A 21,195-nucleotide genomic window follows, 5' to 3' on the forward strand; every position below is an offset into this window, starting at 1 on the left:
AAGCGAAACGCCGCGCGGCATCGGGCTGATGCTTGAGCGGAATATCCGCCGCCTCCGGTTCAACGACACGGGCTTTTCTCTGCTTGTTCCGTCACTTAATTCCCCAGTCGGCCGTTCGTTTGGGCCCTGGTATCACCCACCAGGCCTCTCCCGGCCTTACGGTCGGATGCCGCAGCCGGACGCCAAGCGTCAAGACCAGTACGGGTCCTGGCGGCGAAATTTTGCAAATGCCGCCGCTATTCGTGGCCGCAGCTTCTCCGCTCGGGCCGCCATGAAACCGGTCACCACACCGACCGCATACCCGAACCGGCCACCGGGTCCGCCGAGTTCGGCCAGCAGGGAGGCGGCGACCGCGCCGTCGTTCAGGACGCCCAGGCGTTCCTGCAGGATGCTCAGGCGGCGGATGAAGCGGTGCGGGCCTTTGCCGTCGAACAGCGCGCCGAACATTTCGGCAGCATATCGTGTCTGCTTGGCCCGCAACCGCACCGCGTGCAGTTCGGGGATATCCAGGTCGTCCATTTCCTTGCCGGAGGATGTCAGCCGCTTCCAGCGCTTCTGCAGCACCGCCTCGGCGAACGGCGTCAACTCCGCGTCGGTCTCGGGCTGTTCCGACCCCGGTTCGGCCCCTTGGCCCCTCCCTTGGTCGCTCCCGTGACCGCCCCCCTGGTTGTCCCCCGGTTCCGCCGTCCCCGGCGCGGCCCGTTTGCGCCAGGTGTCGGAGGCGATCAGCCAGGCCAGTTCGATCGTCAGCAGCCGGAAGTCCTGGCTGCCGAGCCAGGTGTCGAGGGCCTTGTGATGCTCCCGCCGGCGGCGGTCGGCGGCGGCGGCCAGACGCGCCAGGCGCTCGTCGTCCGGCAGCGTGGCGCGGATGGCGGGCAAGGTCTCCCCGGTGAAGACGTCCCAATCCCGCGTGGCGCCGAACCGGGCGTTCAGTGCTTTCAGCGGCGCGCGCAGCGGGTCCAGCGCGCCCTCGGCGAAGGCGGGACGGAACAGCGAGACCGCGGAGCGTGCCCGCCGGACCGCGACGCGCATCTGGTGCACCGCTTCCGGCCCTTGGTCCAGCCGCGTCGTGTGCCACAGCAAGGCATCCAGCAGATGCCCCATGATGTGGGCCAGCGCCGTGTCGACGGTCCGAGCGGTCTCCGGCAGTTCGGGCGCGCCGGCGCGGCGTGGTCCGGGCTGCCAGCCGGTGGCGAGCGCGATTCCCTCGGCGGCCAGCGTCTCCCGCGGCAGGCTGACCGGCACGGCCGCGGCGATCATCAGTGCCGCCTCGCGCACCGCCGCCTCGTCGCCGCTCAGCCTGATCCGCGCGGCCGGCCGCTCGGCCGTCACGGCCCGCAGCGTGCCGCGTGCGACGGCCAGGGTCACCGATCCGCCGGCGAGCACATGGACCGACAGGCCACGCCGCCCTTCGAAGGCGACCAGCGGGGCGAGCGGGGACGGCAGGTCGGACAGCGAGGCCATGTCCTGGCCCTCGGCCACGACTGGCGCGGGCTGGCCCGGCAGCCAGATCTCCGCCCCCGGGAAGAGGCGCTTCAGCCGCCAGGCGCCGCGGGTTTCCACCAGGGTCTGGCCCTGGCCCAGCAGGGTCCGGTCGGGGCTGTCATACCAGATGGCCCTGATCGCCTGGCTGCGTGGACGGCCGTCGCGGCACGCGACGAGCGGCTTCAATCGGGGCACCGCGCCAGCGGCCTCGGCCGTGACGGCAAGCTCGAATTCCATGGCGTTAGCCGGCTGCCTCCAGCATGCGCGGCGTGAGGAAGCGGACCAGCTTTCCGCCGCCTTCCCGCAAGTCCCACCAGGAGCCGGCGACCACGAACTCGGCCAGCGCGCCGGTCGGGAAGCCCTCGGCCATCGATTTCTCGATCGGTCCGGGATGGGCCATCGCCCGGGGGCCGACCAGCATCATAGCCAGGTCGTGCAAGCCGGGATTATGGGCCACCAGCATGACGCTGCGCGCCGTCTCGGCCACGCCATGAAGGGCGGCGAGCAACCGGGTCGGATCGGCGAGGTAAAGGCTTTCCATCGGTTCGATCAGCGGGGTCTCGTCCCAGGGTTCCAGCGCCTCGAGCGTTTCGATGGTGCGCCGGGCGGGCGACAGCAGGACGACATCGGGCAGAAGGCCGAGATCGCGCATCGCCAGCCGCATCGCCACCGCCGCCTTGCGCCCGCGCGCGTTCAGCGGCCGATCCCGGTCGGAAATCGACGCGTCGTCCCATGACGACTTCGCATGCCGCAAGAGCAGAAGCTGACGCATGGTTCACATACTGCCATGGGGCGGACGGCTTGTCCTCCCCCTCCTGGGATCGATCTGCGCGCTACCGGGGCGACAGGGAGGTCTGGCCCAAAGGCCCGATCTTGCCCCCCATCTGGGACTCCATCTGGGACTCCATCTGGGGCTCCGCCGGTTGCCCGCTCATGTCGAGGTGCCGGCCGTCCTTCATGAAGGCGGTGGCCACGATGCTGATGATCGAGCACAGCAGCAGGTATCCGGCCACCAGGTAGCCGCTTGGGTCCCGCACCAGCAGCGCGGTCGCGATCAGCGGGGTCGGTCCGCCGCCGAAGATCGACGCCAACTGGTAGCCGATCGCGGAACCGCTGTAGCGGACATTCGCCGAGAAGTTCTCGGTGATCAGCGCCGCTTCCGACCCGTATTGCAGGCCATGCGGGATCAGCGACAGGGCGATCAGCAGGAAGACGACGGGGGCGGAGCCGGTCGCGAAGCCGGCGAAGTAGACGAAGCTGTACAGGCCGGCGGCGGCGACGCCGATCATGAAGATAACCTTTCGTCCGTAACGATCCGACAGGCCGCCCGCCATCGGAACGAACACGCACTCGATCGCAAGGGCGACGAGCAGCGCCGACAGGATGAAGTTACGATTGAAATGCAACATCTGCACGCCGATCGTGAACACGAACACCGTGAAGACGATGAAGCTGCTGAGCTCCGACATCCGCAGCAGGGAAATCAGGATGATCTCCTTGTAATGCCGTCGGATCGCGTCCAGGACCGGCAGCGGACGGACCTCGCCCTCCGCCTCGGCCTTGCGGAACACCGGCGTCTCATCCAGGCCGAGGCGCATATACAGGCCAAGGACGACCAGCAGGGCACTGATCGCGAAGGGGACGCGCCATCCCCAGGTCATGAAGGCGCTTCCGGTCGTGAAGCTGGCCGCCCCGAAGGCCAGGTTGGCCAGCAGGCTGCCCAGCGGCACGCCGACCTGCGGCCAGCTTGCGAACAGGCCGCGGCGTCCGTTACGGCTCCATTCCATCGAGACCAGGATCGCGCCGCTCCATTCACCGCCGACGCCCATGCCTTGCAGGAAGCGCAGCACCGACAGGATGACCGCGCCCCAGATGCCGATATGTTCGTAGGTCGGCACCAGGGCGACCACGAACGTCCCGATCCCCATCAGCAGGATGGTGGCGATCAGCGCGCCCTTGCGGCCCAGCCTGTCGCCGTAATGACCGAAGATCAGCGCGCCGACCGGCCGCGCGACGTAGCCCACGGCGAACACCAGGAACGAGTTGATGATGCCGACGACATGATCCGAACTGGGAAAGAACAGCGCCGGGAAGACCAGGCCGGCGGCGATGCTGTATAGACCGAAATCATACCACTCGATGATCGCGCCGATCGCGCTGGCGACGACGGCCCGACGGCGGTTGCGGCGATCGTCCTCCGATTCGCGGCGGTCGTCCGGCGTGGCTGTGCCGGTGGATCGGCTGTTGGCCTGCATCTGGTCTCGCTCCCCATTCCCGGCCGTTCTTGGCGGCGCCTTTTTCTGGCAGATATCATATTACCATGCAGGCCCTTGAAGCAACGCCGCGCGCCGCCTGCCCTCGGAGCGGACAGGCGGCGCCGATCTTCATCCACGAAATGCCGGCGAAGGCCCGCGGCAACGCCGCCTCCCTCGCCTGCCGTTCCGGTCCCGCCTGAAGGACGGGACCGTTCACCCTGAAGTCGGCACGAGGGACGGCACCCTCGTGCCACCCGGGCCTAGTGCCCCGAGGTCGCGGGCGCGCTCTGCGTGACCACCCCCGTGTTCGTCGGATTGAGCAGATACGAGAACCCGAAGCTCGGATTCGCGAACTGGCCGATATACTGGTTGTAGAACTTGTACACTTCCGCAATGCCAAGCTTCGGCACGTAGACGACGTCGTACGGCGCCAGGCGGACATCGTCGTCCGGGTTCTGGCCATGCCGCACCGCGTTCCAATCGACCGACAGGAATTGGGGCTTGTCGTTGGGTCCACGGCGGATGATGAAGACCTTCGCATCGTCGCCGCTGAGCTTGATCCCGCCGGCGCGGGCAATGGCCTGCGACAGGGTCAGCGTCGGACCGACGGTGACGAACTCGCCGGGGTTGTCGACCTGGCCGCCGACATAGACGCGCGTCGGCGCGAAGGACTTCACCACGACGGTCAACTTCGGGTTGGTCAGCTCCCGCGCGTACTGCGACCTCAGATAGTCCGCAAGCTGCACCGGAGTCTTTCCGGCGGCGACCGCATCCGGAACGACCGTGGTCGAGATATGCCCGTCCGGACGGACTGTCACCTCCTCGTTCAACTCGGGGTTGAGCAACAACCGAACCTCCAACACGTCCCCGACCTGGATTCGATACGCGGGCAGCGGAGTCGTATAGGACACCGGCGTCGGCTCCAGCGGCGCGGGCGGCAGGTTGGGCACGCTCGAACACGCCGCCAGCAGCGCCGCGGGCAACAGCGCCAACCCAATCTGCCGCGCCCGCCGCGGACCCGTCGTCGTGATTTCATTTCTTGATCGGACCATCAACCTGGCATCCTCACTCATGTCACTCAACCCTTGTGCAGTGTCCGGTACCATCGAAGCATCCCCCCTTTCGATGGAAACTTCGTGATCGGCGCAGGCGGTGCGCGGGATGGTTTCAGCAATGACCATGCCACGGGAGCGGTGATGAACCGCTTGTGTCTTCACGGATTCAGAATGTTGTCGGAACGTGTTTCGTCAGCGCGGGGGATAAGCGGGCGCATAACCGCCGGCAAGTTCATGGGCCGGGGCCGGCGGCGCCAACGTGCCGGGCGGACGCGTCAGGTCGGCGATGGCGCGATCGACGAAGCTCGCGCTGCCCCGCACGTCTTCTTGACCAAGGGCACCCAGCGCGCGGCCGACATTGGCGGCGCCGGCGTCGTACCAGCTGTCTTCGCCGGCCGGCCGGAACACGAGCGAGAGCTGGACCTGCTGAAGCTGACGCCGCGCCGCCTCGATCCGGCCCGCGGACAAGTCGGCGCGCGCGGCACGCAGGCGCCCGACCACCGGGCTGGCGGGCGCGGGACTCGGGGTGGGACTGGGGACGGGACTTGGGGCGGGACCCGGGGCGGCCGGGGGAGGTTCACCCCAAGGCGCGGCCGCGGCAGGGAAATCCACGTCGGCGGGATCGCCGTTGGCGCCGATCGCGCCCAGCGGATGCGGCGGCGGCGAGGCCGATTGGCGCAGGCGGGCCAGGACCGCCTCGGTGCTGTCGCCGTCGTCGGCCTGGCGGGCGGCATAGCGGGCGGCGGGACGGTCGGTCCGGGCCTGGAAGGGACCGGCGGCCGGTCGAGGCGGCGCGGCGGCAGGCGCCGGATTGGGGGGGGTTGGATTGGGGTGTGCCGCCTTGGACGGTGCCGCGATGGACGGCGGCGGTGCAGCGGGCACCAGGGTGGCGGGCGCCAGCGCGGAGAGCGTCAGGGTGGCGGGGTTGGGCGGCGGCAGTTCCGCGACCTGGATCGGTGCCGGGGGCGGCAGGAACTGGACGTCCTTCCCCTTGGTCTGGCCGGTTGCCTGGCCTGCCTGCACCAGGGAAGGCGGCAGCGGCGGCAGCGGCAGATCCGTCGTATTCTCAGCGGCTTGCGTGTTGTCAGCGGTTTGCTGCGCCTGGTCGGTTCCGGCTGGTGGAGGTGCCGGCGCGGCCTGGTGGCCGGACGGCGCCGCGTTGCCCTGCCCGCGGGCGGCAAGTGCCTGGCGCAGTTCCGTTACCTCCGCCTGCAAAGCGTCCAGGCGGCTGGTCATTGTCGGGTTGGCTGCCGCCTGGGAGTTGTCCGCCTGGGAGTCCGCCGTCTGGGAGTCCGCCGTCTGGGAGTCCGCTGTCGGGGCGGCCGTCGCTTGGGGGGCCGTTGGCTGCGATGGCGGATTTTCGCGGGGCGCAACCGCGGGCGCCGGGGATGCCCCGAGGTTTGCCGCCGGGTCCGATGGTGACTGCCAGCCGGACCATGCGCCGCGCACATAGCTCGCGGGGTCACCGAACAGGCCGAGGCTGAGCAGAATCGTTCCGGATGCCGCCGCCGCGATCGACAAGGCGTGGCGCATATAGTTTCCTCTGAAATAACGCGCGCGAGTCCGTCGATTCCGCGCAACCGCGCCGCTTGCCGCACGCGCCGGGAGACCTGTCATTAAGCAAGTCCGGAGGAAAAATAAACGCACCTGGCGGGCAATTTATGTCACGCCCTCGTGAGGGGGCCATGAAACGTTAAGTGCAACGCAACCTGTTCATCACCGTCATGTCAGACGCCTTGCATGTGTGATCGATGGATCACAGGTCTTGGTCGTTCGCCATGACTGACTGCCTGACGGAGGCCACGTCCATGACACAGGAATTTCACGATCAGCTTATTTCCTTCATGCCGAAGATGCGTGTCTGGGCCTTGGCTCTGACCCGGAACCGCGCCGCGGCGGACGATTTGACGCAGGATGTCGCGACCAAGGCCCTGGTCGCCAAGGATTGTTTCGTTCCAGGGACGAACTTCTCCGCCTGGGTGCATCGTATCATGATCAACCATTTCATCAGCAGCGTACGCAGCAAGCGCGAATTCACCGACATGGACACGATGCCCGATGTGCCGGTGGCGGCGGCGCATGAGGACCGGACGGCGCTGCGCGAACTCGGCTGGGCGCTGAACAGGCTGCCCAACGACCAGAGGGAAGCGCTGTTCATGATCGTCCTGCAGGAGAAATCGTATGAGGACGCGGCCGAACAGACGGGCTGCGCGATCGGGACGCTGAAAAGCCGCGTGCACCGGGCGCGGCTGCAATTACGGGCCTTCATGACCGGTGAGGAAACCCGCATGGCGGCCTGACCGGACCGCCCGGCAGACCCGCCTTCGGAACCCCGGACAAGGCCCGATTTCCAGGCCGCCGGAAGCGCCCGAAATGCCTCTCGCCTTGTGGCCGGAATCGGCCTATCTAGCACCCTGACGAGACGCCACCCGCCCCGGACCCAGCGGATTCCGCCGGGTCCGGCCGGCGTTAGGCAACGGACAGGGTTGTTTTGAGCGACACACACGACGGACCCGCGGACCCCTCCGGCCCGCAGGGCGACATGCAGCCGGTTTCCCTCGAAGAGGAAATGCGCCGCTCGTATCTCGATTACGCGATGAGCGTGATCGTGTCGCGGGCGCTGCCGGACGCGCGCGACGGCCTGAAGCCCGTGCACCGGCGTATCCTCTATGGTATGCACGAAGCCGGCTACACGCCGGATAAACCTTACAGAAAATCCGCCCGCGTGGTCGGCGACGTCATGGGTAAATACCACCCGCACGGCGACGCCTCGATCTACGACGCCATGGTGCGCATGGCGCAGTCGTTCAGCATGCGGCTGCCGCTGATCGACGGGCAGGGCAATTTCGGCAGCGTCGACGGCGATAACCCGGCGGCGATGCGGTATACGGAAGTGCGGCTGGCCAAGGCGTCGGCCCTGCTGCTGGAAGACATCGACAAGGACACGGTCGATTTCCAGCCCAATTATGACGAAAGCGAGCAGGAACCCCGCGTCCTGCCGGCCAAGTTCCCGAACCTGCTGGTCAACGGCGGCAACGGCATCGCCGTGGGCATGGCGACCAACATCCCGCCGCACAATCCGGGCGAGATCATCGACGCCACCCTGGCCCTGATCGCCGAACCCGACATCACGCTCGACGAGTTGATGAAGATCGTTCCCGGCCCGGATTTCCCGACCGGCGGCATCATCATCGGCCGGTCCGGCATCCGCTCGGCCTTCGAGACCGGGCGCGAGAGCATCACCATCCGCGCCCGCACCGAGTTCGAGGAGATCCGCAAGGACCGCCTGGCCATCGTCGTCACCGAAATCCCCTATCAGGTCAACAAGAAGACCCTGATCGAGAAGATCGCCGAACTGGTCCGCGGCAAGGTGATCGAGGGCATCGGGGAGATGCGCGACGAGTCCGACCGCTCCGGCATGCGGATCGTGATGGAGCTGAAGCGCGACGCCACGCCCGAGGTGGTGCTGAACCAGCTTTTCCGCTTCACCCAATTGCAGACCAGCTTCGGCGTCAACATGCTGGCGCTGGATGACGGCCAGCCCCGGCTGCTGGGCCTGAAGGAGGCGCTGGCCTGCTTCGTCCGCTTCCGCGAAGAGGTCATCATCCGCCGCGCCCGCTTCGAACTGGGCAAGGCGCGGGAACGGGCGCACAACCTTGTGGGCCTGGCGATCGCAGTCGCCAATATCGACGAAGTCATCCGCCTGATCCGCGCCTCCCCCGACGCCGCCGCCGCTCGGGTCGCCCTGATGGCGCGCGACTGGCCGGCCGGCGACGTCGGCGCGCTGCTGGCACTGGTGGATGAGCCGGGCAACGTGATCTCGCCCGAAGGCACGGTGCGGCTGACCGAGGAACAGGCCCGCGGCATCCTGGAACTGCGCCTGCAGCGCCTGACCGGCCTGGAACGCGAGAAGATCCAGGCCGACATGGCCGAGGTCAGCGAGAAGATCCGGGAATTGCTGGAGATCCTGGGCTCGCGCATCCGCCGCATGGAGGTGATGACCGAGGAACTCCAGGCCGCCCGCAAGGAGATCGCCGTCCCGCGGATGACCGACATCACCGACGCGCCGGCCGACCAGGACGACGAAAGCCTGATCGAACCGGGCCAGATGGTGGTGACCATCACCCGCGACGGCTTCATCAAGCGCACGCCGCTGGAGACGTTCCGCGCACAGAACCGCGGCGGACGGGGGCGTTCCGGCGCAGGCACGCGCGGCGACGACATCGTCACCCGCAGCTTCAACGCGCATACCCATCAATGGGTGCTGTTCTTCTCCTCGGGCGGCAAGGCATTCCGGGAAAAAGTCTGGCGCCTGCCCGAAGGCGGCCCCGCCGGCAAGGGCCGAGCGCTGGTCAACCTGCTGCCGGAACTGGGGGCGGACACGATCACCACCGTCCTGCCGCTGCCGCAGGACGAGACGCTGTGGGAGAGCCTGCACCTGGTGTTCGCCACGGCGTCGGGCAACGTGCGCCGCAACCGGCTGTCGGATTTCCGCAATGTTCGGTCCTCCGGCCTGATCGCGATGAAGCTGGACGAGGGCGACCACCTGATCGGTGTCGCCACCTGCCGCGAAGGCGACGACGTGCTGCTGGCTTCCCGCAAGGGGCGCTGCATCCGCTTCCAGCTCACGGACGACCAGGTCCGCGTGTTCGCCGGACGCGACAGCTCCGGCGTGCGGGGCATCAAGCTGCAGAGCGGCGACGAGGTCATCAGCCTGTCCGTGCTGCGCCACACCGATTACGACCCGGCGACGCGGGAGGCGTTCATCCGCCAGGCCAACGCCAAACGCCGCGCCAACGGCAATGGCGAGGCCGAGGCGGACACCCCGGCCCCCGAGACCGAGGTCGAGGACACCGGCACCGAGGCCATCACCCTGTCGGCCGAGAAGATCGCCGAGATGGAGGCCGCCGAGGAACTGCTGCTGACGGTCACCGACATGGGCTTCGGCAAGCGCACCTCGGCCTATGAGTACCGGGTGTCCGGCCGCGCGGGGATGGGGATCGGCAACATCACGCTGGCGCCCAGGAACGGACGGGCGGTGGTGGCGACCTTCCCGGTTCGTGACGGGGATGACATCATGATGGTGACCGACGCCGGCCGCCTGATCCGCGTTCCTGTCGACCAGGTGCGGATCACCGGCCGCTCGGCCATGGGTGTCACATTGTTCCGGGTCGACAAGGGCGAGCACGTGACCAGCGTGTTCACGGTCCTGGAGACCGAAAGCGACGAAGGCGGGCCGGATGACGAGAAGCCCGCGACCGAGGAAGGACAAGATGGCTGACAAGACGGGCCATAAGCGGATTGGCCTCTATCCGGGCACGTTCGACCCGGTGACCAACGGGCACCTGGACGTGATCGGCCGCGCCGCCAGGCTGCTGGACAAGCTGGTGGTCGGCGTCGCCATCAACACCGGCAAAGGCCCGCTCTTCCCGCTGGAGGAGCGCGTCGAACTGGTGAAGGCCGAGATCGAGACCATCGCCTCGCGCAATGGCATGGAGATCGAGGTCCAGCCTTTCGATACGCTGCTGGTCCAGTTCGCCCGCAAGATCGGCGCGACGATGATCATCCGCGGCCTGCGGGCGGTGTCAGACTTCGACTACGAATTCCAAATGGCGGGCATGAACTACCGCATGGACCCGAAAATCGAGACGGTGTTCCTGATGGCGTCGGAGACGCACCAGTTCATTGCCTCCCGCCTGGTGAAGGAGGTCGCCATGCTGGGCGGCGACATCACCTCCTTCGTGCCGCCGCGGACGCATGCGCATATCCTGAAGCGCTTGCGCGGCTGACACTTTCGACGATTTCGACCGTTCATTCGCTGGAGGGGCGCTGAATGCATCGCCGCACACTGATGACTGCCTCGGCCGCCGCGCTGGGATTTGGGGCGCTGGGGTTCGCCGGGCTGGGTCTCGTCGAGCCTCGCGCGGCTCGGGCGCAGGAGAAGCTGGACCCGGAGAACACGCTGTACATGGACCTTCCGCAGGGCCGGGTCGTCATCCAGCTTCTGCCCGACGTCGCACCCAAGACGGTCGCGCAGATCAAGACGCTGGCGCGGCAGGGTTTCTATGACGGCACGCCGTTCCATCGGGTGATCGAGGGCTTCATGGCCCAGGGCGGCGACCCGACCGGCACCGGCACCGGCGGCAGCAAGCTGCCCGACGTGCCCCTGGAGGTCAGCCGGCTGCACTTCGTGCGCGGCGTCTGCGGCATGGCCCGCACGTCCGATCCCAACAGCGGCAACAGCCAGTTCTTCATCATGTTCGCCCCGGCGCCGTCGCTGGACGGCAACTACACGATCTGGGGCCGCGTGGTAAAAGGCATGGAGTTCGTCGACCAGATCAAGCGCGGCACCGGCCCGAACGGCCAGGTGGAAGGTCAGCCGACCCGCATCGTCCACATGCGCGTCGCGGCAGACGTGAAGTAGCGAAGGAGGCTTGTCATGAGCGAATCGAAGCTGGATCCGGAAAACACCCTGTACCTGGACCTGAAGAACGGGCGGGTGGTCATCGAGCTGTTCCCGAAGCTCGCGCCGCTGCATGTCGACCAGATCAAGACGCTGGTGCGCCGGGGTTTCTATGACGGCACGCCGTTCCACCGGGTGATCGAGGGCTTCATGGCCCAGGGCGGCGACCCGACCGGCACCGGCACCGGCGGCAGCGACCTGGACAATATCCGCGCCGAGTTCTCCAACGACGCCAAGTTCACCCGCGGCACCTGCGGCATGGCGCGGTCCGCGCACCCGAACAGCGCCAACAGCCAGTTCTTCATCATGTTCGAACCGGCGCCGCACCTGAACGGGCAGTACACGATCTGGGGCCAGGTCGTTGAGGGCATGGACTTCGTCGACGCCATCAAGCGCGGCAGCGGCGGCAGCGGGACGGTGAACGATCCGGACAAGATCGTGAAGGTCCAGGTCGCCGCCGACGCCGGGTAGCGTGGGTGGCGGTCTCACCGCCAGACCGCCACCACGATTTCCACTGCGATCAGCACCAACACCATGATCTCCAGCATTTCCGACCGGCTGCTGTGCGCCTCGTCGTACAGCGCCGTGTAGGTGTCGCGGATGATCGACAGCTTGCGGCTTACCGCCGCGCTGACCGTCGGCACGCGGAACAGCTCCAGGGCAGCGGCATAGATGCGGGCGAGGTAGACGTCTTCGGTCACCTGCAGCGCGTTGTCGACCTTCTCGGTCAGTTCCGTCACCTCGGCGACCAGGGTGTAGAACCGCCGCGCCAGGTCCGCGAAACGCCGAGCGCCGGGCAGAGGCCGATGACGCCGCGCTGCTTCCACCAGGTCGTACATGCGCGGCAACTCGCCATCCAGCAGTTCGTCGTAGTAGCGCATCTCCAGAAGCTGCGCGTTCGCCACCTCCAGCACGTCCAGCACGTCGGAATCCCCGCGCGGCTCATAGATGAACGCGCGGTCCCAGGTCAGGACCACCAGGTCGTCCACGTAGAACGAGTATCGATGCCGCAGCAGGTCGGCGCGGGCGGCGTCCGACAGCGGCCGGACCTCTCCCGACAGCAGCGGCACCAGGTCCAGCCGCTGCAACAGCGCCTCGGCGGGCAGGGTCTCGCTGAACGCCTGCACGACGCCGACGAGGTAATCCTCCTCCAGGAACGTCCCGGCCGGGCGGACCAGCGCATCGCCGACCCCGTCCCTCACCCGGCCCAGCAGCATGCCCCAAAGCGGGCTGTCGGCCACGGTCCGGTCGATATCGTTCAGCCGCTGGGTGAACGCCGCCCAGCCGAGGTCGGCGACCGGCACGTGCAGTTCCAGCGACACCGCGCCGAACTCGTAGAGCCTTGCGGTGGCGGTCACCGGGAACGGGGCGGGCAATGGAAGGGTGACGGCGTCCAGCGTCAGTTCCACCGGCGGCACCCCAAACGTCACCGCCTTGGCCGGCGTGGCGGTCAGCCGCCCGCGGGAGATGCCGGTGCGGACCGTCCGCGCCCAATTGGCCTCGGCCTTCCCGAGGTCGATGGCATAAGCGACGTCGAACAGGCGATAGGCGATGATCGCCCCGGCGGCGACGTCCAGGCTCATCGATCCTCCCTTACGCGCGCTTCGCCGGGGGCCGCCGCAGGCCCCAGAACGCGATGCTGCCCGCGACATAGAACAGGATCGACAGCCAGAACGCCACCCGGTAGCTGCCGGTCACGTCGAACACGAACCCCGCCGACCATGACCCCAGCGCCGCGCCCAGGCCGGTGCCGATCGTGATCACGCCCAGGATCGTGCCCAGGTTCGGCCCCGGGAACAGGTCGGCCGTCTTCGCCGTGATCGCAGGGCCTCGGGCGCCCCAGGTCAGGCCGAAGAAACAGGCGTGCAGCCACAGCAGCAGATGCTGGTCGGGCGAGTGGATCATCAGCCCGAACACCACCCCCAGGATCGAGGTCCCATAGGTCACGATCGCCGACAGCTCGCGCCCGATATAGTCCGAGATCGTGCCGGTCACGATCACGCCCGGCAGCGACAGGAAGGCCCCCATCCCCAACACGCCCGCGGCATAGAGCTGGCTGAAGCCGATATCGACGGCGAATGCCAGTTGATGCAGCGCCACCAGGAAACTGCCCAGGCCGGTGAAGAGATAGACCAGGAACAGCAGCCAGAAATGCGGCGTGCGGACAGCCTGGCGCAGGGTCCAGCCGTCGACCTCCGCCGACCGCCGCACCGTCCCCTGCCCTGCGCCGCGGAACAGCGCCGCCAACGGCAGCAGCACCACGCCCATGAAGATACCCTGCCAGAGATAGGCGCCCCGCCACCCCAGGCCCGAAATCATCATCGTCGTCACCGGGGCCGAGAACGCTCGGGCGAAGCCGTTGGCCGACTGCACGATCGACACCGCCATGCCGCGGTTGCGTACGAACAGCCGCGACAGCAGCGGCACGAACACCACGAGGCCGAGACAGTTGGACCCCATGGTCATGACGACGCCGTAGACGATGACGATCTGCCACAACGCGTTCACGTGGGCGCTGATCAACAGCCCCAGCGTCAGCACCGTCCCGCCGATCAGGATCAGCCTGCGCGTCCCCAGCCGGTCGACCAGCCAGCCGACGAAGGGCGAGCTGATGCCGTTCACCGCCTGCGCGACGGCATACGCGATCGAGACTTGGGCACGGGTCCAGCCGAACACTTCGATGAACGTCACCAGGAACACCGTGTAGGCGTGCATGAATGCCGCGCCGATCGAGAAGGTGGTGAAGGCTGCGGCCAGCAGCAGCCAGGATCGGAGCGAAGGGGACGTTTCGGTGGCGGACATCGAACCGTTCTGCCCTGCCCCGGCCTGCTTGGCCAGAGCGGCGGCCCTCGGAGGGGTGGTCGAGAGGGTCCTCCAACGGGTTCCCGGATGGGTCTCCGACGGAGCCATGAAGGGCGTTCCGGGAATCTCCCAAGGGAGGTTCGCGCCGGTGGACAAGACCGCCGCGATCTGCCTCAATTGGTCCGTTAATGGTCCGCTCCATGGCAGAGCGGTCGAACGGGAGTGGGTCAGTGCAGACTGTCGAAGCCCAAGCGGACGAAGCAGGACCGGTGGAACGGGTCTACCGGCACCTCGAGGCCCATCTGTCGGAGAGCCAAAGCGGCGGACGGCTGCCAAGCGAACGGGCGCTGGCGGCGCGGTTCGGCGTGAGCCGGCAATCGGTGCGCGCGGCGTTCCGCCGGCTGAACGCAGCGGGACGCATCGTGCGCGTGGTGGGCAGCGGCAGCTACGCGACCGCCGGCAGGACGGCCACCCTGCCGGACGTCGCCATGCTGGACGTGCTGGAGATGCGCCACATCCTGGAACCGATGATCGCGGCCCTGGCCACCTCGCGCGCCACGGGCGAGGACTTCGCACGCATCCGCCGCCGGCTTGACGACATGCGGCAGGCCTCGGACCCGGACAGCTACAAGCGCCTCGGCTACCTGTTCTGGCAGGCGGTGGCGCGCGCCACCCGCAATCCCCTGCTGGTGGCGATCTACCAGCTTCTGACCGATTGCCGGGAACGGCTTGGCTGGACCCAGACCGCCGGCCTGGCGGCCGATGCGCGGCGGCAGGCGGTGCAGGTCAGGCTGGCCGAGGCGATCTTCGACGCGCTGCAAGTCAGGGACGGCGAGCGGGCGCGGAGCCTGGCCGCCGAACGGACCCGCAACATGCTGGTGGCGCTGGCGGACCCGGACGGCACGCCGGCCGGCGCCCGATCGACGGCACTGGACATCTGACAGGGGCCTGCACCCAGGGGCCTGCTCCGGTTAGCCGGCCCACGCTCGGTCGTGGCGGGCGCAGGCCAGCCATCCACGCCTCTCGACACGAGCACCGCGCCCCCTGGATCGGAAACCTGTCATGACGGCGGGAGGGCGCATCACGGACCGGCACCGCCTGCGCTGATTGACGACTGGGCCAATCGCGGACCACAATCGCCCGAATACAAGAAAATGGGTGGAGGGCGGTACGCCAGTGGTCCAGGGACCTTGCCTCAAATCGACGTCGCACAACGCAATCGGACCGGCCCGGCGCGCCGTCCGGCCGGCAAGGCGTCAGTCAGGCCAATAACAGCGTCCGCGCCCCCAAGCGGCTGGAGGAAACAAGGGTGGCCCAACAGATTTCTCCGACACTGCAGCGCATGCGATGGTTCGCGGTCGCTCTCTGCACGTTCGCCATCGCGTTGAACTACATCGACCGCTCGACCCTGGCGGTCGGCAACCTGAAGATCCGGGAGAGCTTCGCCCTGACGGCCGCCGGGATCGGCGCGCTGCAATCGGCATGGTCGCTGACCTATGCGTTCGCGCAATTGCCGATCGGCGCGATGATCGACCGGATCGGCACGAAGCGGCTGGTGGGCTGGGCGCTGGTGCTGTGGTCGCTGGCCCAGGCGGCCGGCGGCGTCTTCACCAGTTTCACCGGGCTGCTGGCCTCGCGCATCGCCCTGGGCGTGTTTGAATGTCCGGCATTCCCCGGCGCCGTCCGTTGCGTCTCCGACTGGTTCCATCCCCGCGATCGTGGCCGGCCCACCGGCGTTTACACGGTGGGTGGCGATCTGGGCCGGCTGATCGGCCTGCCGATCATGACCGCGCTGATGCTCGCGCTGGGCTGGCGCGGCATGTTCGTCGCCATGGGGGTGATCGGGCTGGTCGGCGCGGTGGGGTGGTTCGTGCTGTACCGCGATCCGGACCTGTCCGGACTGCCGCAGGCGGACCGTGACTACCTGGACTTCAACCAAACGACGAAGAACGGCGGCAACCTGCGGGACTGGACGCGCCTGTTCAGCTTCCGCTCCATGTGGGGCCTGATCTTCGGCGCGTTCTGCTCCGGCTACGTCATCTGGATGTATGGCACCTGGCTGCCGGGATTCCTGGAGATGCAGCACCATGTCAGCATCGGCAAGACCGGCGTGCTGGCGATGATCCCGCTGGCCTGCTCCATCATCGGCTCGCAGGTCGGCGGCCATGCGACCGACTGGCTGGCGCACCGGGGCGTCGGCATCGTTGCCAGCCGCAAGATCCCGACCGTGGCCGGCTTCCTGCTGTCGGCGGCGTTCTGCGCCCTGGCCGCATACGTGACCGGGCTGAACATGGCGCTGGTCGGCGTGTCCGGATCGATGTTCTTCCTGGCCTTTGCACAGACCGGCCATTGGACGCTGATCACCGCGGTCGCGCCGCATTCCCAATCGGCCTCCGTCTCCTCGATCCAGAACTTCGGCTCCTATCTGGGCGGCACGGTGTCGCCGCTGCTGACCGGCATCGTCGTCGACGCCACCGGCTCCTTCGACCTTGCGCTGGCGCTTGGCGCCGCGTTCATGATCGCCGGTGCGTTCTTCTATGGAGTGGTCGTGCGCGACCCGATCGATTTAGATGAGCCGGCGGACGCCATCGCCGTCGGCACCAATCAGGCCGCCGCCGAATAAACCTCAGGAGGCAGACAGCGCCATGACCCAGCAAACCGAACTGACCCGGCCGGTGAGCGCGGCCACCAGGATGGCGATCGCCGATTGCGACATCCATCACAGTCCGCGCGAATTCACCATGCTGTACAAATACCTGGAGCCGCGCTGGCGCGAGCACCTGGACCTGTTCGGGCAGCGTGCGCGCCAGGGCAATTACAGCGGCCCGCAATACCCCAAGAGCCAGCCGGACGCCTCTCGCCGCGACGCCTGGCCGCCAGGCGGCGGCCGCCCGGGCAGCAACCTGGACTTCATGCGCACCCACCATCTGGACGCCAACAACATCGCACTGGGCGTCCTGGCGATGATCCGTCCGCATCCGGGCGGGTTCCAGAATCTCGACCTCAGCGCCGCGCTGTGCCGAGCGATCAACGACTGGCAGGTCGCGGAGTGGACGCAGCCGGAGCCGCGGCTGAAAGCGTCGATCGTGGTGCCTTACGAAGACGCGGCCGCGTCGGTGCGGGAGATCGAGCGCTGGGCCGGCTCGCCGGACATGGTGCAGGTGCTGCTGCTGTCGCGCACTGTCGAACCGCTGGGCAACCGCCGCTATTGGCCGATCTACGAGGCTGCGGCCGCGGCCGGCCTGCCGGTGGGCATCCATGCGTTCGGCAATGGCGGCCAGCCGACCAGCAGCACCGGCTGGAGCAGCTTCTATATCGAAGACATGGTCGGCCACGCCCAGTCCTGCCAATCGATGGTCACCAGCATGGTGGTGGAAGGCATCTTCGCGCGCTTCCCGGCGCTGCGCGTGGTGCTGATCGAGGCCGGGTTCGCCTGGCTGGCGTCGCTCGCCTGGCGGCTGGATCGCAACTGGCGGCGACTGCGCGCCGAAACGCCGCACCTGACCCGCCTGCCGAGTGAGTACATTCGAAACCATATCTGGTTGACGACGCAACCGATGGAAGAGCCGGACCCGTCGGAACACCTGCGCGACGTCATCGAATGGATCGGCTGGGACCGGCTGCTGTTCGCCACCGATTATCCGCACTGGGACTACGACGATCCGCAAACGGCCATGCCGCTGCGCCTGACGCAACAGCAGCGGGAGGCGTTCTTCATCGGCAACGCCCGCGACGTCTATACGCCCGGCTGGCGCAACCAGCCTTGATCTCGAGACAGGCCGCCATGACGACGCTTGCACCGATCGATTGCGACATCCATCCGTCGATCCCGAACCTGGCCGCGCTGCTGCCGTATCTGGAAGACCATTGGCGGGAGACCGTCAGGCTGCGCGGCATGGATGAGCTGAACTCCATCAGCTACCCGGCCCGTTCGCCCCTTACCGCCCGTCCCGACTGGCGGCCTGACCGTGGCAAGCCGGCAGCGACGCTGGAGCAGATCCGCAACGAATGTCTCGATCCGTTCGGCAGCGCGCTGGCGATCTGCAATTGTCTCTACGGCGTGCAACTGTTGTTCAGCGAGGACATGGCGGCCGCGTTCGCCCGTGCGGTGAACAGTTGGGTGGCGGCCGAATTGCTGGATCGGGAACCCCGACTGCGCGCCAGCATCGTGGTGCCGACGCAGAACGTCGAGTTGGCGGTGGACGAGATCGAGCGCCGGGCCGGCGATCCGCGCTTCGTGCAAGTCCTGTTGCTGGCCAGCGGCGACCAGCCGTTGGGCAAGCGCGTCTACTGGCCGATCTACGCCGCCGCCGCGCGCCACCGGCTGACGATCGGCATCCATGCAGGCAGCGCCTACCACAATCCGCCGACGGCGGTCGGATGGCCAAGCTATTACACCGAGGACTACACGGCCCAGGCGCAGGCGTTCCAGACTCAGTTGAGCAGCCTGATCTGCGAAGGCGTCTTCAACCAGTATCCGGACCTGATGGTGGTGCTGCTGGAGTCCGGCTGGACGTGGCTGCCGGCGCATCTCTGGCGGCTGACCAAGTACTGGCGCGGCCTGCGCATGGAAATCCCCTGGGTGGACCGCTCGCCGTTCGACATCGTGCGCAGCAATGTGCGGCTGTCGCTGCAGCCGACCGACGGTCCGCCGGACAGCGCAAGCCTGGAACGGGTGATCGAGCACCTGCAATCCGACGCGTTGCTGCTGTTTTCCACGGACTATCCACACTGGCAATTCGACGGCGCCGACCCGCTGCCGGACGGGCTGCCGGCGTCGCTGGTGCGCAAGATCATGGTCGATAACCCACGGGCGACTTACGCCCGCTTGCTGGAACCGGTGCGATGAGCCGGCATGTCGTTGCACCTGTAACCGAAGTGCCGCCTGGCAGCCACCGGCAATACACCGTCAAGGGGCGGCCGATCGCGGTCTTCAATCTGGACGGCGAATATTTCGGCATGCTCGACCGCTGTCCGCACCAGGGCGGCAGCCTGTGCGCCGGCGTCATCTCCGGCGTGCTGGTGTCCTCCAAACCCGGTGTGTACCGCTACGAGCGCAAGGGCGAGTTCGTGCGCTGCCCCTGGCATGGCTGGGAGTTCGACATCCGGACCGGGCAATCCTATTGCGACCCGGCGAAAATCCGCGGCAAGGCCTATCCGGTCAATGTCGCCTCGGGCGCCGAGGTGGTGGAAGGGCCTTATGTCGCCGAGACGGTGCCGGTGCGGGTCGAGGAAGATTATATCGTCGTCGATATGTGACGCCGGCGGTCGCCAGGTTCCTGCATTTCCATCCGGTCAGGGGCCAGCAGGGTCCGTGTCGATAAAAATCTCCGCCGACACAAATCCTCCGTGCACACCGTGCCCTTCCCGAAGGGCGCGCAGCGCTCCCCCGCCGTGCGAAATCCCCCCGCTTCCCGCAAGAGAAGCCGTTCCTCCCAACCGCCTCCCCCGCCCGCAAAGGGACCAAAGTCGACGCGTGTCGGCGGAACTGCTCAAATGCGGCGGCCGGCCGGCGGAAAGCCCATGACCGGCCACGGAAACGAAACGGGAGGGACCAACCATGGAACTGGCGGGTCAGGTCGCGCTGGTGACTGGCGCGGGCAATGGAATCGGCAAGGCAACGGCGGTCGCATTGGCAAAGGCCGGCGCCCATGTCGTCGTCGCCGACATCGGGGGTGCGGAGGCAGAGGCGGTGGCGAAATCCATCATGGAATCGCAACGCCGCCGTCCGCTGGCGGTGCAGGCCGATGTCGGCGACCTGGACCACATCGACCGGATGGTGCGGCAGACGGTCGAAGAATTCGGCTGGATCGACATCCTGGTGAACAACGCGGGCGTAACGCGTCGCGCCGACATCATGGACGTGACCGAGGCGGACTGGGACCGCATCCATCGCGTGAACGCGAAGGGCGTGTTCTTCTGCCTTCAGCGCGTCGCGCGCGAGATGATCCCCCGCCGCACCGGCCGCATCGTCAATATCGCCTCGATCGCCGGCAAAGGATACATAGGCGCATCGAACGCCGCCTATGCCGCAAGCAAGGGCGCCGTGATCGGGCTGACGAAGCTGGCGGCGCTCCAGTTGGCCCGCCATGACATCAACGTCAACGCGGTCTGTCCCGGGGTGACCCGCACTGCGCTCTCCGACGCCAACCTGCGGACCCGAGCGCAGCAAGAGGGCGTGACGGTGGAGGAGATGGAACGGCGGCGGGCCGAGGCTATTCCCCTGAAGCGGGCGAATGACCCCGAGGACATCGCGGAGATGGTCCTCTTCCTGGCTTCCCCGCGAGCCCGGAATATCACAGGCCAGTCCTTCAACGTCGATGGCGGGCTGATCCTGGATTAGGACCCCGGCCTGATCGGCTGGAGATGTTTGCTCATGTAGACGGCCGATCCGAGTTGCGGATGAAGTTCCTCGCGATCAACGCGGTACCCGACCCGCTTATAGAGGCTCACGTTGTCGGTAAATTTGCCATTCGTGTAGAGACGCACGTCCTCCAACCCGCGTGAGCGGGCGAACTCTTCCGCATGCGCCAGAAGCGCCCGGCCATATCCACGGCCTTGGTGAGCGGGTGAAACCGCGACGTTGACAATAAGGAGGTGGTCAGTCCCGGCCCGCATCTCGATGAGCCCCACCAGTTCGCTGTCGAGATGCAGCAGGTCCACGACATGCTCGCGAACAGCCATCTCGTAGTCGGCGGTCATCGGCTTGGGTTCCCGACCGATGACAGGCACCCACTTGGCATAGGCAGCCCGCGTGAGATCGCGCACGGCGGCGGCATCCGCGGGGGTCGCGCGTCGCAAGCCCGCGCGGATCGCGTCCGTCAGCGGGTGGGGCAAGGCCGAATTGGCCGATGATGAAGGTTGATCCTGCATGGTCGTCTCCCGAGAGAGGGGCAGAGAAAACCCCCGAAGCCGAAGGGGCTGCGGGGGTCCGGAAGCGTGGGCTGAAGGCTGGGCGGGGAAGATCGCTTCAGGGAACGACTCTCACCCGGAAAGGGACCTCTCCCACGCAGCCGCACAGGCCGCCGCAAGATCGCAGCGACGGCGTCGGCTTGCCCTACGGCGTCGGCTTGCCCTGGGGAGGTAAACGGTATCCACGTAGCGACGGTAGGTATCATACCGGACAATCGTCAAC

Annotated in this window: 19 protein-coding genes; 11 read left to right on the plus strand and 8 right to left on the minus strand. The window is 67.4% G+C overall.

Going from position 1 to position 21,195, the window contains the following annotated elements:
- Nucleotides 1-189 precede the first annotated feature (189 nt).
- The 5 genes from VHB27_RS10555 to VHB27_RS10575 form a co-directional block, all read right to left on the minus strand.
- Complete coding sequence (locus tag VHB27_RS10555; protein ID WP_325600056.1) at nt 190-1,722, minus strand: CHAD domain-containing protein; 1,533 nt, start codon at nt 1,720-1,722, stop codon at nt 190-192.
- A gap of 4 nt (nt 1,723-1,726) precedes the next feature.
- Complete coding sequence (locus VHB27_RS10560) at nt 1,727-2,257, minus strand: SixA phosphatase family protein (protein ID WP_325600060.1); 531 nt, start codon at nt 2,255-2,257, stop codon at nt 1,727-1,729.
- Between the two features lie 61 nt (nt 2,258-2,318).
- Nucleotides 2,319-3,740 carry an MFS transporter gene (locus VHB27_RS10565; RefSeq protein ID WP_325600062.1) on the minus strand — a complete coding sequence of 474 codons (1,422 nt, stop codon included), beginning with the start codon at nt 3,738-3,740 and terminating at the stop codon, nt 2,319-2,321.
- Nucleotides 3,741-4,000: 260 nt separating this feature from the next.
- The gene (locus VHB27_RS10570) at nt 4,001-4,732 is read right to left on the minus strand and encodes a polysaccharide biosynthesis/export family protein (protein WP_325600064.1); all 732 of its coding nucleotides are present in this window, start codon (nt 4,730-4,732) and stop codon (nt 4,001-4,003) included.
- A gap of 255 nt (nt 4,733-4,987) precedes the next feature.
- Nucleotides 4,988-6,031: a hypothetical protein gene (locus tag VHB27_RS10575; RefSeq protein WP_325600066.1), complete on the minus strand. Its 1,044-nt coding sequence runs from the start codon at nt 6,029-6,031 to the stop codon at nt 4,988-4,990.
- A 572-nt stretch (nt 6,032-6,603) separates the two neighbouring features.
- Here VHB27_RS10575 and VHB27_RS10580 point away from each other — a divergent pair.
- From VHB27_RS10580 to VHB27_RS10600, 5 genes are all read left to right on the plus strand, one after another.
- Nucleotides 6,604-7,095 (plus strand): sigma-70 family RNA polymerase sigma factor, encoded by a 492-nt coding sequence (locus VHB27_RS10580; protein WP_325600068.1) that lies wholly within the window; start codon nt 6,604-6,606, stop codon nt 7,093-7,095.
- A 191-nt stretch (nt 7,096-7,286) separates the two neighbouring features.
- Nucleotides 7,287-10,076 carry a DNA gyrase subunit A gene (gene gyrA, locus VHB27_RS10585; protein ID WP_408903989.1) on the plus strand — a complete coding sequence of 930 codons (2,790 nt, stop codon included), beginning with the start codon at nt 7,287-7,289 and terminating at the stop codon, nt 10,074-10,076.
- Nucleotides 10,069-10,584: a pantetheine-phosphate adenylyltransferase gene (gene coaD / locus VHB27_RS10590; protein ID WP_325600070.1), complete on the plus strand. Its 516-nt coding sequence runs from the start codon at nt 10,069-10,071 to the stop codon at nt 10,582-10,584. The genes gyrA and coaD overlap by 8 nt, the downstream gene beginning before the upstream one ends.
- Before the next feature lie 179 nt (nt 10,585-10,763).
- Nucleotides 10,764-11,219 carry a peptidylprolyl isomerase gene (locus tag VHB27_RS10595; RefSeq protein WP_413788622.1) on the plus strand — a complete coding sequence of 152 codons (456 nt, stop codon included), beginning with the start codon at nt 10,764-10,766 and terminating at the stop codon, nt 11,217-11,219.
- A gap of 15 nt (nt 11,220-11,234) precedes the next feature.
- Nucleotides 11,235-11,729 (plus strand): peptidylprolyl isomerase, encoded by a 495-nt coding sequence (locus VHB27_RS10600; RefSeq protein ID WP_325600074.1) that lies wholly within the window; start codon nt 11,235-11,237, stop codon nt 11,727-11,729.
- 14 nt (nt 11,730-11,743) lie between these two features.
- On the opposite strand, the gene VHB27_RS10605 is transcribed toward VHB27_RS10600, so the two are convergent.
- Together VHB27_RS10605 and VHB27_RS10610 are read right to left on the minus strand one after the other, a co-directional pair.
- Nucleotides 11,744-12,841 carry a hypothetical protein gene (locus VHB27_RS10605; protein WP_325600076.1) on the minus strand — a complete coding sequence of 366 codons (1,098 nt, stop codon included), beginning with the start codon at nt 12,839-12,841 and terminating at the stop codon, nt 11,744-11,746.
- Between the two features lie 10 nt (nt 12,842-12,851).
- Nucleotides 12,852-14,060 (minus strand): MFS transporter, encoded by a 1,209-nt coding sequence (locus tag VHB27_RS10610; RefSeq protein WP_325600078.1) that lies wholly within the window; start codon nt 14,058-14,060, stop codon nt 12,852-12,854.
- A 230-nt stretch (nt 14,061-14,290) separates the two neighbouring features.
- Here VHB27_RS10610 and VHB27_RS10615 point away from each other — a divergent pair, with 230 nt between their 5' ends.
- From VHB27_RS10615 to VHB27_RS10640, 6 genes are all read left to right on the plus strand, one after another.
- Nucleotides 14,291-15,001 carry a FadR/GntR family transcriptional regulator gene (locus tag VHB27_RS10615; RefSeq protein WP_325600080.1) on the plus strand — a complete coding sequence of 237 codons (711 nt, stop codon included), beginning with the start codon at nt 14,291-14,293 and terminating at the stop codon, nt 14,999-15,001.
- A 368-nt stretch (nt 15,002-15,369) separates the two neighbouring features.
- Entirely contained in the window at nt 15,370-16,683 is a 1,314-nt protein-coding gene (locus tag VHB27_RS10620; protein ID WP_325600082.1) for an MFS transporter, read from the plus strand.
- A gap of 22 nt (nt 16,684-16,705) precedes the next feature.
- Complete coding sequence (locus VHB27_RS10625; protein WP_325600084.1) at nt 16,706-17,827, plus strand: amidohydrolase family protein; 1,122 nt, start codon at nt 16,706-16,708, stop codon at nt 17,825-17,827.
- 17 nt (nt 17,828-17,844) lie between these two features.
- Nucleotides 17,845-18,909 (plus strand): amidohydrolase family protein, encoded by a 1,065-nt coding sequence (locus VHB27_RS10630; RefSeq protein ID WP_325600086.1) that lies wholly within the window; start codon nt 17,845-17,847, stop codon nt 18,907-18,909.
- Nucleotides 18,906-19,319: a Rieske (2Fe-2S) protein gene (locus tag VHB27_RS10635; RefSeq protein ID WP_325600088.1), complete on the plus strand. Its 414-nt coding sequence runs from the start codon at nt 18,906-18,908 to the stop codon at nt 19,317-19,319. The genes VHB27_RS10630 and VHB27_RS10635 overlap by 4 nt, the downstream gene beginning before the upstream one ends.
- A gap of 301 nt (nt 19,320-19,620) precedes the next feature.
- Complete coding sequence (locus VHB27_RS10640) at nt 19,621-20,403, plus strand: SDR family NAD(P)-dependent oxidoreductase (protein WP_325600090.1); 783 nt, start codon at nt 19,621-19,623, stop codon at nt 20,401-20,403.
- Here the strand turns inward: VHB27_RS10640 and VHB27_RS10645 are convergent.
- Nucleotides 20,400-20,933 carry a GNAT family N-acetyltransferase gene (locus VHB27_RS10645; protein WP_325600092.1) on the minus strand — a complete coding sequence of 178 codons (534 nt, stop codon included), beginning with the start codon at nt 20,931-20,933 and terminating at the stop codon, nt 20,400-20,402. The two genes, VHB27_RS10640 and VHB27_RS10645, sit on opposite strands and share 4 nt — an antisense overlap.
- Nucleotides 20,934-21,195 lie beyond the last annotated feature (262 nt).

The sequence above is a fragment of the Rhodopila sp. genome, from assembly GCF_035548235.1.
GTDB lineage: Bacteria > Pseudomonadota > Alphaproteobacteria > Acetobacterales > Acetobacteraceae > Rhodopila.